Origin of the sequence: Streptomyces chrestomyceticus JCM 4735 (assembly GCF_003865135.1) — a bacterium.
Classification (GTDB): domain Bacteria; phylum Actinomycetota; class Actinomycetes; order Streptomycetales; family Streptomycetaceae; genus Streptomyces; species Streptomyces chrestomyceticus.
In genome coordinates this window covers 7,463,923-7,480,006 of sequence record NZ_BHZC01000001.1, presented here as the reverse complement: position 1 = coordinate 7,480,006, position 16,084 = coordinate 7,463,923, and the positions used below count along the sequence as shown (strand labels likewise).

Sequence of the window (16,084 nt, the reverse complement as noted above, 5' to 3'; positions counted from 1 at the left end):
GTACCCATCCGCACGGCGCGCGGCCCCGAATAGCCGCCACAGCGCCGGTACGGCAGAAGCGCCGCCGTACCGGTGCTACCAGGCCGGCCCGTCCGGCCCATCCGAGGGGGAGGACCGAGGCGATGACCGCCACCACGCAGGACGTGCAGGAACCCGGGCCCGGAGAGGCCGGGAAGCCCGGGAAGCCCGGGAAGCCCGGGAAGCCCGGGAAGCCCGGGAAGAGGGGCAGGCTCAGGAGCCGCCGGACCATCGCCGTACTGGCGTGCGGCTCGCTGGCCACCGCGGGCATCGCGGGCGCGGCCGCGGGGCCGCTCTCGCTCCGCTCGGCGCAGGCCTCCAGCCACCGGGAGGCACCGCAGATCTCCGGGCAGCCGGAGTACGACACCACGGACGTGTACGCCTACCAGAGCCCCGACAAGCCGGACACCACGACGCTGACGGTGAACTGGTGGCCGTTCGCGGAGCCCGCGGGCGGCCCGAACTTCTACAAGTTCGCCACCGACGCCCAGTACGACGTGCACGTGGACAGCGACGGGGACGGACAGGGCGACCTGATCTACCGCTGGACGTTCAAGGACAACTACCGCAGCGGTGACACGTTCCTCTACAACACCGGCCAGGTCACGTCCCTCGACGACAAGGACCTGAACTTCTACCAGACGTACGACATCGACCTGCTGCGGCTGAAGGACCAGAAGGTCGTCTCCAGCACGAAGGTCGCCGACAACCTGATCGCCGCGCCCTCCAACGTCGGCAAGGCGTCGATGCCGGACTACCAGAAGCTGCGGGACCAGGCGGTCCGCCCGGTCGCGGGCGGTGCGAAGTCCTTCGCGGGCCAGGCGGACGACCCGTTCTTCCTGGACCTGCGCGCCTTCGACCTGCTGTACGGCGGTGACCTCTCGGAGGTCGGCCGGGACACCCTCGCGGGCTACAACGTGCAGTCCGTCGCCCTCCAGGTGCCGACGAGCACCCTGCGGCAGTCCGCCGCGCAGCCGGTGATCGGCGTCTGGTCCACCACCCAGCGCAAGAACGCCTCCGGCGGCTGGTCCCAGGTGTCCCGGCTGGCCAACCCGCTCGTCAACGAGCTGGTCGTCCCGGTCAAGGACAAGGACCGCTTCAACGCGTCGGCGCCGTGGAACGACGCGCAGTTCCTGAAGTACGTCACCGACCCCGAGCTGGCCCGGCTGATCGAGAAGATCTACGGGATCAAGGCACCGGCACTGCCCCGCAAGGACCTGATCCAGGCGTTCCTGACCGGCGTGCCCAAGCTCAACCAGCCGCCCAACGTCCGCCCCGCCGAGGCGCTGCGGCTGAACACCTCCATCCAGCCCACCGACCAGCCCAAGCGCCTCGGCGTCCTGGACGGGGACAACGCGGGCTACCCGAACGGCCGGCGGCTCACCGACGACGTCGTGGACATCTCGCTCCAGGTCGTCGAGGGCGAGCTGGTCGGGCAGAAGAACGACCTGGGGGACGCGGTCGACGCCAACGACCGGCCCTTCGGGAAGACCTTCCCGTACCTGGCGCTGCCCACCTCCGGCTCCGAGGGGCCGCTGGCGAAGAAGAACGGCGGCGACAGCACGAACGGGAGCGGCCAGGGCTCGACGAACCAGTCCGCCCGCCTCCAGGTCGGGCTGCGTCCGCAGGACAGCGGTACCGGTGACGACGACACGGTACTGATCGCGTCGGCCTCGGCGGGCACCGCCGGACTGGTGCTCGTCGGCGTCGGACTGCTGTGGCTGCGCGCCAACCGGCGGTCGAGGGCCGGACGTTGAAACACCCCAAGGCGCCCAGGAGCGTGCGCGGCCGGCTGGCCGCCGCCGTCGGGACCGTGCTCCTCGCGTGCGGGATCACCGTCGGCGGGCTCGCGCTGGGCGATGACGGCGGCCGGGCACCCGCCCTCGTGCCCGCGCCGCCGTCGTCCGACGTCCCCGTGGGCCGCGGCACGACGGCCGGCGCCGTGACCGCCCTCCAGGCGCGGTTGCGCGCGCGGCCCGGGGACTGGCGCGGCTGGGCACAGCTCGGCGCCGCCTACGTCGAGCAGGCCCGGACGACCGGGGACCCGACCCGCTACCCGCAGGCCGAACGCGCCCTCGGCCGCTCGCTGGCGCTGCGCCCGCAGGGCAACGACGCCGGGCTGGCGGGCCGGGGCGCGCTCGCCGCGGCGCGGCACGACTTCCGTGCCGCGCTGCGGGACGCGGACGCCGCGCTCGCGGTGAATCCGTACAGCGAACGGGGGCTGGCGGTCCGTGTGGACGCGCTGGTCGAGCTGGGCCGCTACCAAGCGGCGCTCGCGGCGGCGCGGCACGCCGACGCGGTGCACCCCGGCCTGCCGGCCTTCACCCGGCTCGCGTACGTGCGGGAGCTGCACGGCGACGCCGACGGCGCCCGGAAAGTGCTGGACCTGGCTCTGCGCTCCGCCGGGCGGCCCGACGACATCGCGTACGTCGCCACGGCCCTCGGCAATCTGGCGCGCGCTCAGGGCCAGTACCCGCAAGCTCTGCGGCACTACGCGGCTGCGCTGCGCGCCGTGCCCGGACACCTGCCCGCCTTGGAGGGCCGGGCACGCACCTACGCAGCGCGCGGCCAACTGGGCACGGCGGCCCGCGAACTGCGCGAAGTTGTACGCCGCTACCCGCTGCCGGGCCCCTTGGCCGCGCTCGGCGAGGTCTACGAAGCGCGCGGCGAACGGGCCGTCGCCCAGCGCCAGTACACCCTGGCCGGGACCTGGGCAGACCTCGCGCGCGCCAACGGCGTGGCCGTCGACCTGGAAACCGCCCTGGTCGAAGCCGACCACGGTGACCGCCAGGCCGCCCTGCGCGCGGCACGCGCCGAGTGGTCCCGCCGCCACACCGTGCACACCGCCGACGCCCTGGCCTGGGCCCTGCACCGGACCGGCCAGGACCGGGCAGCCCTCCCCTACGCCGAGCGCGCCGCCGCGCCAGGATTCCGGGACGCGGCGTTCCTCTACCACCGCGGCATGATCGAGCGCGCGCTCGGCCGGACCGCCGACGCCCGTCGCGACCTGTCCGCCGCGCTGCGCCTGGACCCCGGCTTCTCGCCCACCGGCGCGGCCGCGGCCCGGTCCGCGCTCGCCGCCCTGGAGGCCGGACGGTGACCCGGCGGGCAACCGCCCTGGTGGCCGTGGCGCTCGCGGCCGTCCTGCTGCTGCTCGTCCCGGCCGGTTCCGCGAGCGCGCACCCGCTGGGCAACTTCACCGTCAGCCAGTACGACGGGCTGGTCGTCCGGCCCGGCGCGCTGCGCGTCGACCATGTCGAGGACCTCGCGGAGGTCCCCGCCGCCCAGCAGAAGCCCCGTATCGACGGGGACGGCAACGGGACGCTGAGCCGCGCCGAACTGGCGGGCTGGGCCCGGGAACGGTGTGCGACGGCGGCGCGCGGCAGCGGGCTGACCGTGGACGGGCGCCGGGAGCCGCTGCGGTCCACGGATGCCACGGCCGTCACCCGGCCCGGCCAGGCGGGGCTGCCGACGCTGCGCCTGGAGTGCCGGCTGGCGGCGCGGCTGCCCTCGGACGGGCGGGCCGCGCTGCGGTTCCGCGCGGCGGAGGGCGACGGCGCACCCGGCTGGCGGGAGGTCACGGCCCAGGGCGACCGGACCCGGCTCACCGCGTCCGACGTGCCCACGGCGTCGGCCTCCCGGCGGCTGACCACGTACCCGCAGGAGGTGCTGGCGTCACCGCCCGACCGCCGCTCGGCAGCCGTACGGGCCGTACCGGGCGGACCGGCGCTGTCCGAGGCGGACGGCGCACCCGCCGCCGCCCCGCCCGCCGGGTCCGTCCTGCCGCGTGGCGCGGACCGCTGGGCCCAGGCACTGACCGGACTCGTCGCCCGCCACGAACTGACCCCCGCCTTCGCGGCGCTGGCGCTCGGCGCGGCGCTGCTGCTCGGCGCACTGCACGCGCTCGCGCCGGGGCACGGCAAGACGATGATGGCCGCGGCGGCGGCGGGCGGGCGGAGCTCGCGGCGGGACGTGCTGGCGCTGGGCCTGTCGGTGACCGTGACGCACACCCTCGGGGTCTTCGCGCTGGGGGCGCTGATCGCGGCGGGGTCGGCCGCCGCGCCCTCCGTGGTGGCGTGGCTCGGGGTGGCCAGCGGGGCGCTGGTGGCCGGGGCGGGGGCCGTACTGCTGCGCCGGGCCCTGCGGCAGCGGCGGCACGGGGGCGAGCACTCCCACGGCCACAGCCATGACCACGACCACAGCCACAGCCACAGCCATAAACAGGAACACGAGCAGCACCACGGGCACGGGCACCAACACGGCCATCAGCACACCCACAGCCACCACCATCACCCCACCCGCCCCGGCCTCCGCGGCATCGTCCTGCTGGGCTTCGCCGGCGGGCTGGTGCCGAGCCCCTCCGCCGTGGTGGTCCTGGTCGGCGCCGCGGCGCTCGGCCAGGCGTGGTTCGGGTTCCTGCTGGTCGTGGCGTACGGCGCGGGGCTGGCCGCGACGCTGGCCGCGGCCGGGCTGTTCGCCGTCCGGCTGACCCTGCGGCTCGGCGGCCGAGGGACCGCCGGGCGGGGGGCCGGTGCGCGGCTGCTGGCCGCCGCGCACCGGCTGGCTCCCGTCGGCACCGCCTCCGTCGTCCTGCTGCTCGGCTGCGGATTGTTGCTCAAAGGGGCGGCAACCACGCTGGGTTGAGGTACGTTTCCACCGCATCGCTCTTTCGCGAGGGGGGCTCGTCCATGAGCGAGGGTCCTGACAGTACGGAAACCGGCGGCCCGCCGGGCGGCGGGGGCGGCGGACGGCTGCTGGCGGGGCGCTACCGGCTGGCCGGCCAACTGGGCCGGGGCGGTATGGGCGTGGTGTGGCGGGCCCGGGACGAGGTGCTGGCCCGCGAGGTCGCCGTCAAGGAGGTACGGGCGCCGCGCGACCTGACGGACCGCGAGGAGCAGTTGCTGTACACGCGGCTGGAGCGGGAGGGCCGGGCCGCGGCCCGTATCTCGCACCGCAACGTGGTGACCGTCTTCGACGTGGTGTCCGAGGACGGGCGGCCGTGGATCGTCATGGAGCTGGTGCGCGGGCTGTCGCTGGCCGAGGTCCTGGACGCGGAGGGCCCGATGACGCCCGCCCGGGCCGCGGGCATCGGGGCGCAGGTACTGGCCGCGCTGCGGGTCGCGCACACGGCGGGCGTGCTGCACCGGGACGTGAAGCCGGGCAACGTCCTGCTGTCCAACGACGGCCGGGTGGTACTGACCGATTTCGGCATCGCGCGGGTGGCGGGCTCCGCCGCGCTCACGCTGACCGGCGAGCTGGTGGGGTCACCGGAGTTCCTGGCGCCGGAGCGGGCGCTGGGCCGGCCGGCGGGCCCGGAGTCGGACCTGTGGTCGCTGGGCGTGACGCTGTACGCGGCGGTGGAGGGGCAGTCGCCGTTCCGCCAGGACACCCCGCTGACCACGCTGCGCGCGGTGGTCGACGAGGAGTTGCCGCCGCCCCGCCGTGCGGGCCCGCTGGCGCCCGTACTGGAAGGGCTGCTGCGCAAGGAGCCGCAGGAGCGCCTGGACGCGGCCGAGGCGCAGGGGATGCTGGAGGCGGTGGCGGCCGGTGACGCGACGCCCACGGTCGTGGTGCCGCCCGGTCAGCCGCCGACGGTCACCGCCGATCACCCGGCCGCCGGGTACGGGTACGGACCCCCGACGCCGATACCGGGCCCGCCGGCCGGAACGCCGGGCGGGGACACCACGACGACGACCGCGGCCGACCGGGAGGCCGAGCGGCGCCGCCGGCGCTCGGTCCGGCTGCTGGTGGCGGGGGCGTTGCTCGCCCTGCTGGCGGCGGGCGGAGTGGCGTACGCGCTGCTGGACGACGGCGGCACACCGGCCCGTACGCCGGGCAGTACGACGGGCGGCGGTTCCGGAGGCGGCACCGGCGACGGCGGCGGAGGCGGCACGGGCGGCGGGGCTTCCTCCCCGGGACAGTCGGCTTCCGGCGGCGCGTCGTCCGCCACCACTCCCCCGGCCGCCACGACTCCCGGCCGTACGTACCCCGGCACCACCTCGCCCGGCCGCACCTACCCCACCACCCCGCCCCGTACGACGGACCGGCCGCCGACGACCGGGTACCCCACCACCACCGCGCCGACCACGTCGGCTCCCACGACCTCCGCCGGTTCGGCCACGGGCGGGGCCACGGACGGCGGAGCGACCGGCACGGGCTACGACGCCAGTCCGCGAACCTAGCGGCGGCGCCAAGCCCCCGAACGCGGAAGAAGCCCCACCCGGCGGGCGGGACTTCTCCTGAGGGGGGCGGGGCGGGGTCAGGCGGCGGAGTCGAAGACGGGCAGGTAGCCCTTGGACTGGCCGTTGGCGGTGGGGTGGTAGGAGTTCTCCACCGGGAGGGTCACACTGTGCAGCCAGGGGGCCGAGGAGCAGATCTCGTGCCCGGCGAAGGTCGTGTTGACGTCTGCGAAGGTGAAGCCGTGGTCGGCGGCGCGCTTGGCGGTGACGGCGTTGATGTCGTCGGCGGCGGCGTTGATCGCCGCACGGGACTTCTCCGAGAGGCCGACGGAGCAACTGCCGAGCTTGTAGAAGCGGGGGTAGCCGAGGACGACGACCCGGGCGGCGGGCGCCTTGCCGTCGATGGCGTCGTACACCTGGTCCAGCTTGCCGGGCAGGGTCTGCTTGACGTAGGCGCGGGCCGTGGCGACGCGGTTCAGGCAGGCGGTCTCGCCCTGGAGGGCGCAGGTGGTCATGGTGTCGGCGAAGCCCGCGTCGTTGCCGCCGATGGTGATGCTCACCAGGTCCGTGCCGGAGTTGAGCGGGGCGAGCTGGTTGGCCACCACATCGCCCGTGCGGGCGCCGGAACAGGCCGTGAAGTGGTAGGATGCGGGCTTGTGGGCGGCGGCCCAGAGGGCCGGGTACGCCCTGGTGCTGCGCTTGCAGGAGCCGCTGCCGCTGTCGTAGCTGCCCGCCCCCACACCTGAGGAGTAGGAGTCGCCGAGGGCCACGTAGTCGGTGGCCTTCGGCCGGGGTGCGGACACGGCGGCGCTCGCGCAGGAGAGCGCGAGCGCCGTGGTGACGAGGAACGCGGACGCCGTCGTCGCGCGTCGGGACAGTCTCATGGAACCTCCCTGAGCAGGATCTCTGCCACTCCTGATGTAGCAGGACCCATCCGGTACGGGAAGTGTTGACACGCTTTCTCACGATCACGGGTGATCTCGGTGGACGTGTCGCGGCATCGGCATGACGCGTATATGACATACCCATCGTCCGACCGGAGGCACACCGGCGCGCCGGGGCCCGCCACCGCTGCGATCCGGCCGGGCCGCCCCGGCGCCCCTCCCCGTCACGTGGCGGCCAGGGCCCAACCATGTGCTGGACATGGCCCGTTCACACCTTCTTCGCGTCTTGACGCCCCCGCGCCCGCTGCGCGACATTGAAGCCCGGCATCAGGCGGTTCTGGGGGGCAAAGCTGCCAATGCACATCAAGACCATCAACGGCAACACATCGGACGGCGGCAGAGCCGTCGGCGACGGGCCCGCGTACGGCGGTCCGGGAGGCGACGGTCCAGGCGGCCCGGAGCCGGGTGGCCCCGGGCCGGGCGCGGACGGCCGGGGCGGCGGGCGGCTGCGCGCCGACTCGGCACCCGTACTGGCCGGGGCGGCCGTGGCCGTGGGAGCCGTGGGCGCCTTCCTGGCGCTCGCCGACATCGCCTCGCCGCTGCGCGCGCCCTGCACCCTCTTCTTCCTGGTGCTGGCGCCCGCCGCGGCCGTCGCCACCGCGCTGGGCCGGCTCGACCCGCTCAGCAGGGCCGTCGTCGCGGGGGCCGCGGCCGTCGCGGCGGACCTGCTGGTCGCCCAGGCCATGCTCGCGCTGCACATCTGGTCGGCGCGGGGCGGAGTCGTGGCCGTCGCCGTGCTCAGCGGCATCGTGTTCCTAGCGGTCAGTGTGCGGCGCCGGCACAGCGGCGCCCGTGGACGGGGAAGTCGGACGAACTGACGTGGACATCAGCGTGTACCGCCCGGGTGAACTCAACGGCACCGACCGGGCGGCGTGGAGCGCGGTGCAGTCACAGGCCCATCTGCTGGGCACACCCCAGTTGGCCAATCCTTTCCTCGCACCCGAGTTCGCCCTCGCCGTCGGCCGCTGCCGACGGGGGGTACGCATCGCGGTGATCCGGGAGGACGGCCGGCCGGCCGCCTTCCTGCCCTTCCAGCGCTCGGCGCTGGGCGTCGGGCGGGCGATCGGGCTGGGCGTCTCCGACGCCCAGGGCCTGGTGCACCGGCCCGGCTTCCAGTGGGACTCCCACGAACTGCTGCAGGCCTGCGGGCTGTCGGTGCTGGAGTTCGACCACCTGGTGGAGGGCCAGAAGCCGTTCGAGACGGTGCCGGTGCACAGCTTCCCCTCCCCCGTCATCGACCTGGACCAGGGGTACGAGGCGTATCTGACGTGGCTGCTGGCGAACTCCCCGAAGTTCACCCGCCGGACCCGGACCAAGGAGCGCAAGCTGGGCCGGGAGGTCGGCCCGGTGCGGTACGTGCACGACGAACGGGACCCGGCGGTGCTGCACCGGCTGCTCGACTGGAAGTCGGCGCAGTACCGCAGGACGGGGCGGAGCGACCGCTTCGCCCACCCCTGGATCGTCCACCTCGTCGACCAGCTCTTCCACACCCGCAACGGGTCCTTCGCCGGTCTGCTGTCGGTGCTCTACGCGGGCGACACGCCGGTCGCCGCGCACTTCGGCATCCGCTCCGAGCGGGTGCTGTCCTGCTGGTTCCCCGCCTACGACCCGGCGTACGCGAAATTCTCACCGGGCCTGGTGCTGCATCTGCACATGGCCGAAGGGGCCGCCGCCGAAGGGATCTCCTACATCGATCTGGGACGTGGTGAAAAACAGTACAAGGACTGCCTCAAGACGCGTGAACTGACCGTTTCCGAGGGATGGGTGTCACGGCACCGCCATCCGGTCGCGCTGTGCCATCGCGCACACCGCGTCCCGGTGCGGGCTTTGCGCAACACGGTGGTGTCCCGGCCGGAATTGTTCGGGCCGGCCGATCGCCTCCTCAAACGGATGGGCCGAATCCGGTCGCGCGGCTGATCAACGGACCGCTCCATATCCGCCAATGACCCAGAACGGGATGCGAGGTCGAGGTATTGCCATAGAGTCCCAGTCATCAATACCGTCGTACACCACCCGCACCGGCACGTCATGCAAGGCGGCTCCAGGGGAGGGCTCAAGCGCCGCGACAGGGCCCGGGGCGGGGCGCGGTAGGGGGGTGCCGTGTCCGATCTTCACATGCCGAGAACCACCGCCGATCATCGGGACACGTGCCGCGCGGCCGTAAACACGCATGCCAGCTCACCCTGTGCACCCGGCGAAAGATCTTTGCCGTCGTGAACGGGGTGTGAACCCCCCTTTCGAACCGGATACCCATCCGGGCCGCCCGGGGGTGGGCGGCCCACCGGACGAGAGGGAAACAGACTCATGAGTTCTTTTCTCCACTCCGCGGAAACGGATCAGAAGCCGTTGACGCCGGTGCGCGCCGAGGGACAATACCGTCCCGTTTCCTCGCATCTGGCCATAGCTCCGCCGGTCAGTGTCGTCATACCCGCCATGAACGAGGCGGAGAATCTTCCGTACGTCTTCAAGACACTTCCGGAGTGGATACACGAAGTCGTCCTGGTGGACGGGAATTCCACCGACGACACGGTCGCGGTGGCGCGGGAACTGCGGCCGGACGTCAAGGTCGTCGAACAGCGCGGCAAGGGCAAGGGGGACGCCCTGATCAGCGGATTCGCCGCCTGCACCGGCGACATCATCGTGATGGTCGACGCGGACGGCTCGGCGGACGGCGCCGAGATCGTCAGCTATGTCTCCGCGCTGGTGGGGGGCGCGGACTTCGCCAAGGGCTCGCGGTTCGCCAACGGCGGCGGCACCGACGACATGACGCCGGTGCGCAAGCTGGGCAACCGGGTGCTGACCACCGTGGTCAACGCCAAGTTCGGCGCCCGCTACACCGACCTGTGCTACGGCTACAACGCCTTCTGGCGGCACTGCCTGGACCGGATCGCCCTGGACTGCAACGGGTTCGAGGTCGAGACGCTGATGAACATCCGCGTGGTCAAGGCCGGTCTGAAGGTGCAGGAGATCCCCAGCCACGAGTACAACCGCATCCACGGCGTGAGCAACCTGCGCGCCGTACGGGACGGGTTCCGGGTCCTGAAGGTGATACTGCGCGAGCGCAGCACCCGCCACCGGCGCCCCGCCCGCCCCGCCATGATCACGGGAGAGGCGTCTTGAGCGTCCGCGTCTCCGTGGTCGTCTGCGCGTACACCGAGGACCGCTGGGACGACATCCTCGCCGCGGTGGCCTCGGTGCACGGCCAGTCCCATCCGGCCCATGAGCTGCTGCTCGTGGTCGACCACAATCCGGCCCTGCTGGACCGGCTGAGGGAACGTTTCGCGTCACCCGGACCGGCCGGCCCGGTCCGCGTCCTGGCCAACGCCGGTCCGCGCGGCCTGTCCGCCGGGCGCAACACCGGCGTCGCGGAGTCCACGGGTGAGGTGATCGCCTTCCTGGACGACGACGCGGTGGCCGAACGCGACTGGCTGCTGCACTTCGCCGAGGGGTACGCCGACCCCCGGGTGCTGGCCGTCGGCGGCCGGACCGAGCCGGTGTGGGCCTCCGGGCGCCGGCCGGCCTGGTTCCCCGAGGAGTTCGACTGGGTGGTGGGCTGCGCGTACCGGGGGCTGTTCCCCGACGGCACCGGCGGCCCGCACACCGTGCGCGTCCGCAACGTCCTGGGCGGCAACGCCTCCTTCCGGAGGGAGGCGTTCGAGATCGCCGGCGGGTTCGCCACCGGCATCGGCAGAGACGCCGGGAAACGGCCGCTGGGCTGCGAGGAGACCGAGCTGTGCATCCGGCTGGCCCGCGCGGTGCCGGACGCCGTGCTGCTGGTCGACGACCGGTCGGTGATCCACCACCGGGTGCCGCCGGGCCGGGAGCGCTTCGCGTACTTCCGTTCCCGTACGTACGCGGAGGGCCTGTCCAAGGCGCTGGTGACCCGCAGCGTGGGCGCGCGGGAGGGGCTGTCGACGGAGCGGCGCTACGCGACCCGGGTGCTCCCGGCGGGCGTCGCGCGCGGTGTGCGCGACGCGCTGCTGCGGCGGCCCGGTGGCGCCGGCCGGGCGGGCGCGATCGTCGCCGGGGTGTCCGCCACCGCGTTCGGCTACGCGTTCGGCAGCCTGCGGGCGCGGCGCGACCGGCGGACGGTGGGCCGCAGCGGCTTCGTGGTAGTGCCCGTGCCGGACGGGACGGGAGGTACGGCCCGGGAACCCGCGGGCCCGCACGAACCGGCCGGGGCGACGGTCCCCGCGGCCTCCCGGACGGGCGGCGGCGGGCCCGCGGCCCCGGGCGACGAGGGGGCGGTGGCATGACCACACCGTGCACGGTGCCGATCCTGATGTACCACGCGATCGCGCACGCGCCCTCGCCCGCCGCGCTGGACCTGTCCGTGACCCCGCAGGCGTTCGCCGAGCAGATGGCCGTACTGGACGACCGCGGCTTCACCCCGCTGACCACCGCAGAGCTGGGGGCGGCGTGGCGGGGCGGCCGGCCGCTGCCCGAGCGGCCGGTGCTGATCACCTTCGACGACGGCTACGAGGGCGTGCACCGGCACGCCCTGCCCGTGCTGTCCGGGTACGGGTTCACGGCCACCCTGTTCGTCTCGACCGGCTGGCTGCGCGGCCCGTACGACACCGGGGGTGCCCTGGACACCATGCTGGACTGGGACCAGACGCGTGAACTGGCCGCCGCCGGACTGGAGATCGGCGGTCACAGCCACACCCACCCGCAACTGGACCAGGTGTCCGACGACCGCCTGTGGTCCGAGGTCACCCGCTGCAAGCACCTCGTCGCCGACGAACTGGGGGCTCCCCCGGTGTCGTTCGCCTACCCCTACGGCCATTCCAGCCGTCGGGTGCGGCGGGCGGTGCGCGGTGCGGGCTTCCGGCAGTCGCTGGCGGTGAACAACGCCCTGGCGGGCCGCTGCCAGGGCCCGTACGCGCTGACCCGGCTGACGGTACGGCGCGACACCGCCACCGAGGAGTTCGCGCGGCTGGTGGAGGGCCGGGCCGTGGGCCGGTACTTCGCCCGGGAGCGGGCACTCACCAAGGGATACGCCGTGGTCCGCAGGGCCCGTCAGGCGGCCAAGGCAGTGGGGAAGGTGCACGGAAGCCGTGTCTGACACGACCACCCGGACCGAGCGGCGCACGGAACGGGAACCGGCCGGGGGCGGGCGGCGACGCCTGTTCGGCGGCCTGGGGCCCGGCGGGACGGGCGGCGGGGGCAGCCAGCTTTTCCGCAACGCCTACGCGCTGATGCTGAACACCGGCATCTCCGGGCTGCTCGGTCTGGGGTTCTGGCTGGTCGCGGCCCGGTACTACACGGAGTCCGCGGTCGGCCAGGGCTCGGCGGCCATCGCCGCGATGAAGCTGCTGGCGGGGCTGACCTCGCTGACGCTGACCGGCGCGCTGGCCCGCTACATCCCGATCGCGGGCCGGGCCACCGGGCGGCTGGTCCTCCGTACGTACCTGGGCAGTTCGGTGGTCGTCGCGCTGGCCGCGACGGTCTTCCTGCTCACCCTGAACCTGTGGGGGCCCTCGTACCGCTTCCTGCACGGGCCGGTCCACGGGCTCGGGTTCGTCGTCGCGGTGATCGCCTGGTCGGTGCTGACCCTCCAGGACGGGGTGCTGACCGGGCTGCGCAGCGCGCTGTGGGTGCCGGTCGGCAACCTGGTGTTCTCCACGGTCAAGCTAGGGCTGCTGATCGTGTTCGCCACGGCGATCCCGACGGCTGGCGTCTTCGTCTCCTGGGTCGCCGCCATCGGAGTGTCCGTGCTGCCGCTGGGCTGGCTGGTGTTCCGGCGGCTGGTGCCCCGGCACGTCAAGGCCACCGAGCGCACCGCCCGGCCGCCGTCGCTGCGCGAGATGGGCCGCTTCCTGGCCGGCGACTACACCGGTTCGCTGTTCTCGCTGGCCGTCGTCTACCTGGTGCCGGTGCTGGTCGCCTCCCAGGTCAGCTCCGCCGACAACGCGTACTTCTACATCACCACCACCATCGGCGGCACGGTCAACCTGCTCGCCATCAACATGGGCGCCTCGCTGACCGTGGAGGGCTCGCACGACCCGGCCCGGCTGGCCGAGAACACCCGGGCCGCGCTGCGCCGGATGGCCCGGATCATGATTCCGGTCTGCCTCTTCCTCTTCGTGTGTGCGCCGTACATCCTCGCCGTCTTCGGCCAGGGGTATGCGGACGCCGCCACCCCGCTGCTGCGCTTGTTCGCGGTGGGCGCCGCGCTGCGCGTCGTGATGGAGGTCTACTTCGCGGTGCTGCGCGCCCAGAGCCGTACGTCCGGACTGGCGTACATGCAGGGCCTGCTGTGCGCCCTGGTCCTCGGGCTGACGGTGCTGCTGCTGCCGAGGATGGGGCTGACCGGCGCGGGCGTCGCGGAGATCTCCAGCCTGGCGGTGATCGTCTCGATCGCGTCCGTCAAGCTGTACCGCATCCTCAAGGGGCGCCCCTCCGCACCGTTGACGCGGGCGCCCGCCGAGGGGCTGGCGCCGGACGGGGACCTGGCGGACCTGGCGGTCAACGGCGACCTGGGGGACGCGCGGGCGCCCCGCCCGGACACCGCCGTACCGCTGATGCCGGACCGCAAGCCGGAGACGGCGGAGGGCGCGGACGGCGCGGTGCCGCACCGGCCCAGTTGGGCACGGCGGGCGCTGCGGGACGTGGACACGGTGCCGCTGGGGCTGCACGTGGACTTCGACCACATGGAACGCCGGCCCGACGTCCGGCCGCCGGCGCCGTCCTGGGCGCAGGACGACGGGGACGCCGGTACGGAACGGCCGGTGCCTGCCGGGCCGGTCGCGCCCGCCGCGCCCGCCGCGCCCACGAAGATGTACCGGGCGGAACCGGCCCCGGCGCCGACGGAGGACGAGCCGCCGGACCGCTCCGCCCCGGCCCCGTCCGCACCCGCCGACGCGCCCGCCCCCCGACGCACCGCCTCCGCTTCTCTCAAAGCCCGGCTCACGGCCCCCGGCCCGCTCGGCACCCGCCTCACGGCCCGGCTGGGCGACCGCCCCGACCTCGGCATCTGGGTACTGCTGAGCGCTGCCCTCTTGCTGTTCTGGCTGCCGCTGCGCGGCATGAACGACGCGGACCTGGACCGGATGGGCGGGCTCGGCCTGATCAGCGTGCTGCCCGCGGCGACCCTGCTGGGCGCCGTTCTGCTCGTGCTGGCCTTCGCCTCGGCCCTGTGGCTGTCCCGGCCCCGGCGGGTCCTGCTGGCGGCCGTCCTGATCCTGACCGTGGTGGCCCTGCACGCGCTGCCCGCCGTCCTGGAGGCCGAGCCGCGCTTCCCGACCGCCTGGCAGCATCTGGGCTTCCTGGACTACATCGACCGGACCGGCACCGCCGTGCCCGACCTGGACGCGCGCTGGAGCTGGCCCGGATTCTTCGCGGCGGCGCAGTTCCTCGCCGAGGCGTGCGGTGTCACGGACTTCACCGAGGTACTGCGCTGGTGGCCGCTGGCCATCCAGCTTCTGTATCTGGCCCCGGTGTTCCTGCTGCTGAAGTCCGTACGGGCGGGCTGGCGCGCGAAGTGGAGCGCGGCATGGCTGTTCGCGCTCTGCGGCTGGGTCGGCCAGGACTACTTCTCCCCGCAGGGCTTCACCTACCTGCTCTACCTGGTCTTCGCGGCGATCCTGTTGGTGTGGTTCCGCGATCCACGGGTGCTGCGCGGCAAGCGCTGGCCCGGCGAGGCGGAGGTCGCGCCGGCCGGTCGGGGACAGCAGGTGGCGCTGCTGTCCGTGCTGGCCCTGCTGTTCACCGCGTCCGTGGCGGGCCACCAGCTCACCCCGTTCGTGATGCTGGGCGTGCTGACCTTCCTGGTGCTGGTCCGCCGGACGTCGCTGTACGGGCTGCCGCTGCTGTTCGGCGTGGTGGTCGTGGTCTGGGTCGGCTTCCTCGCCGAGCCGTACTGGTCCGGGCACTTCGACGAACTGTTCGGCGGCGTGGGCGGCATCGGCGGCAATGTCTCCTCGTCCGTCACCGGCCGCATCGGCACCGGCGACAGCATCCACAAGCTGGTGCTGTACACGCGGGTGGCGCTGGCCGGCGGGGTGCTGGCGCTGGCCTGCTGGGGTGTGCTGCGGCGGCGCGCCGCCGGGTTCTCCGAACGGTCGCTGCTGGTGCTGACGTTCGTGCCGTTCCTCGCCTTCGGGATGCAGTCCTACGGCGGCGAGATGGCGCTGCGGGTGTTCATGTTCGCGCTGCCCGGCGCCTGTGTCCTCGGCGCGCTCGCGCTGTTCCCGCGCGCCGCCGGCACCCGCCGGGGCCTGGGCCCGCTCGCCGCCCTGCTGACCGGCGTGGTGCTGATGACCGGCTTCCTGGTGGCGCGCTGGGGCAACGAACCGTTCGAGCGCGTCCGGCCGGGCGAGGTCGCCGCGATGGACTACGTCTACGCGCACGACCGGCCCACGGCACGGCTGCTCTGGCCGTCCAACGACACGGTCAACGACGTCACCCCGGCCATCCCGTGGGGCGCGAAGGACATGGAACGGGTGCAGTACGTCCCCGTCCTCGCCCCGCGCGACCCGGTGCTCACCGACTCGGTCGTCGACGCGCTGCGCGACGCCGGGCCGCACTCCTACTTCATGGTCAACCGCGCCCAGGCGGAGTCGCTGCGCCTGGGTTCCGGGTACGCCGCCACCTGGGAGCAGCGGCTGCGTACGGCCTTGGACCAGCGTCCGGAGCTGCGCCGCGTGATGGGCAACGCGCACGCGGCGCTGTACGAACTGAAGCAGCAGCCGCCGGGGCCGGTGGACGAGCCGGCCCCCGGCCCGGCCGGACCGCGCATCACGTGGACGTCGTGGTCGGTCGTCGGCGCGCTGGCGGCCGGTGCGCTGATCCTGCTGCTCGGGGCCCGTGAAGTGGTGCGGGTGGCGGTGCGGCCGAGCGTGCGCAAGCTGCGGTGGATGCAGAGTTCCTTCTGGTTCACCCTGCCGCTGCTCCTGGTGTTCCTGGTCGCGCTCGTGCAGCGGTTCGTGACGATGTCGTGAG

11 protein-coding genes are annotated in these 16,084 nt (G+C 73.8%); 10 read left to right on the top strand and 1 reads right to left on the bottom strand.

What is annotated here, in order from left to right; translation table 11 throughout:
• Window positions 1-122: 122 nt before the first annotated feature.
• The 4 genes from EJG53_RS32730 to EJG53_RS32715 are packed head-to-tail and all read left to right on the top strand — an operon-like array spanning window position 123 to window position 6,200.
• Entirely contained in the window at window positions 123-1,775 is a 1,653-nt protein-coding gene (locus tag EJG53_RS32730) for a DUF4331 domain-containing protein (protein ID WP_125047956.1), read from the top strand.
• A gap of 23 nt (window positions 1,776-1,798) precedes the next feature.
• Window positions 1,799-3,118: a tetratricopeptide repeat protein gene (locus tag EJG53_RS32725; protein WP_174856496.1), complete on the top strand. Its 1,320-nt coding sequence runs from the start codon at window positions 1,799-1,801 to the stop codon at window positions 3,116-3,118.
• A complete protein-coding gene (locus EJG53_RS32720; protein ID WP_125047955.1) occupies window positions 3,115-4,662 on the top strand; it encodes a nickel transporter in 1,548 nt (515 codons plus the stop codon). The genes EJG53_RS32725 and EJG53_RS32720 overlap by 4 nt, the downstream gene beginning before the upstream one ends.
• A gap of 44 nt (window positions 4,663-4,706) precedes the next feature.
• Window positions 4,707-6,200: a serine/threonine-protein kinase gene (locus tag EJG53_RS32715; RefSeq protein WP_125047954.1), complete on the top strand. Its 1,494-nt coding sequence runs from the start codon at window positions 4,707-4,709 to the stop codon at window positions 6,198-6,200.
• 77 nt (window positions 6,201-6,277) lie between these two features.
• Here the strand turns inward: EJG53_RS32715 and EJG53_RS32710 are convergent, their stop codons facing one another.
• Window positions 6,278-7,081 (bottom strand): SGNH/GDSL hydrolase family protein, encoded by an 804-nt coding sequence (locus EJG53_RS32710; protein WP_125047953.1) that lies wholly within the window; start codon window positions 7,079-7,081, stop codon window positions 6,278-6,280.
• A gap of 356 nt (window positions 7,082-7,437) precedes the next feature.
• On the opposite strand from EJG53_RS32710, the gene EJG53_RS32705 reads away from it, so the two are divergent.
• The 6 genes from EJG53_RS32705 (at window position 7,438) to EJG53_RS32680 (ending at window position 16,083) form a co-directional block, all read left to right on the top strand.
• Complete coding sequence (locus EJG53_RS32705) at window positions 7,438-7,959, top strand: hypothetical protein (RefSeq protein WP_244955435.1); 522 nt, start codon at window positions 7,438-7,440, stop codon at window positions 7,957-7,959.
• 1 nt (window position 7,960) lies between these two features.
• On the top strand, window positions 7,961-9,058 hold the full coding sequence (locus EJG53_RS32700) for a GNAT family N-acetyltransferase (protein WP_125047952.1): 1,098 nt from the start codon (window positions 7,961-7,963) through the stop codon (window positions 9,056-9,058).
• A gap of 387 nt (window positions 9,059-9,445) precedes the next feature.
• Window positions 9,446-10,261, top strand: coding sequence for a glycosyltransferase family 2 protein (locus EJG53_RS32695; protein WP_031009233.1), 816 nt, complete (start codon window positions 9,446-9,448; stop codon window positions 10,259-10,261).
• Window positions 10,258-11,397, top strand: a complete 1,140-nt coding sequence (locus EJG53_RS32690) for a glycosyltransferase family 2 protein (RefSeq protein ID WP_125047951.1) — start codon at window positions 10,258-10,260, stop codon at window positions 11,395-11,397. Before EJG53_RS32695 ends, EJG53_RS32690 begins: the two co-directional genes overlap by 4 nt.
• A complete protein-coding gene (locus EJG53_RS32685) occupies window positions 11,394-12,206 on the top strand; it encodes a polysaccharide deacetylase family protein (protein ID WP_125047950.1) in 813 nt (270 codons plus the stop codon). The genes EJG53_RS32690 and EJG53_RS32685 overlap by 4 nt, the downstream gene beginning before the upstream one ends.
• Window positions 12,199-16,083, top strand: a complete 3,885-nt coding sequence (locus EJG53_RS32680; RefSeq protein ID WP_125047949.1) for a lipopolysaccharide biosynthesis protein — start codon at window positions 12,199-12,201, stop codon at window positions 16,081-16,083. The genes EJG53_RS32685 and EJG53_RS32680 overlap by 8 nt, the downstream gene beginning before the upstream one ends.
• Window position 16,084: the final 1 nt, after the last annotated feature.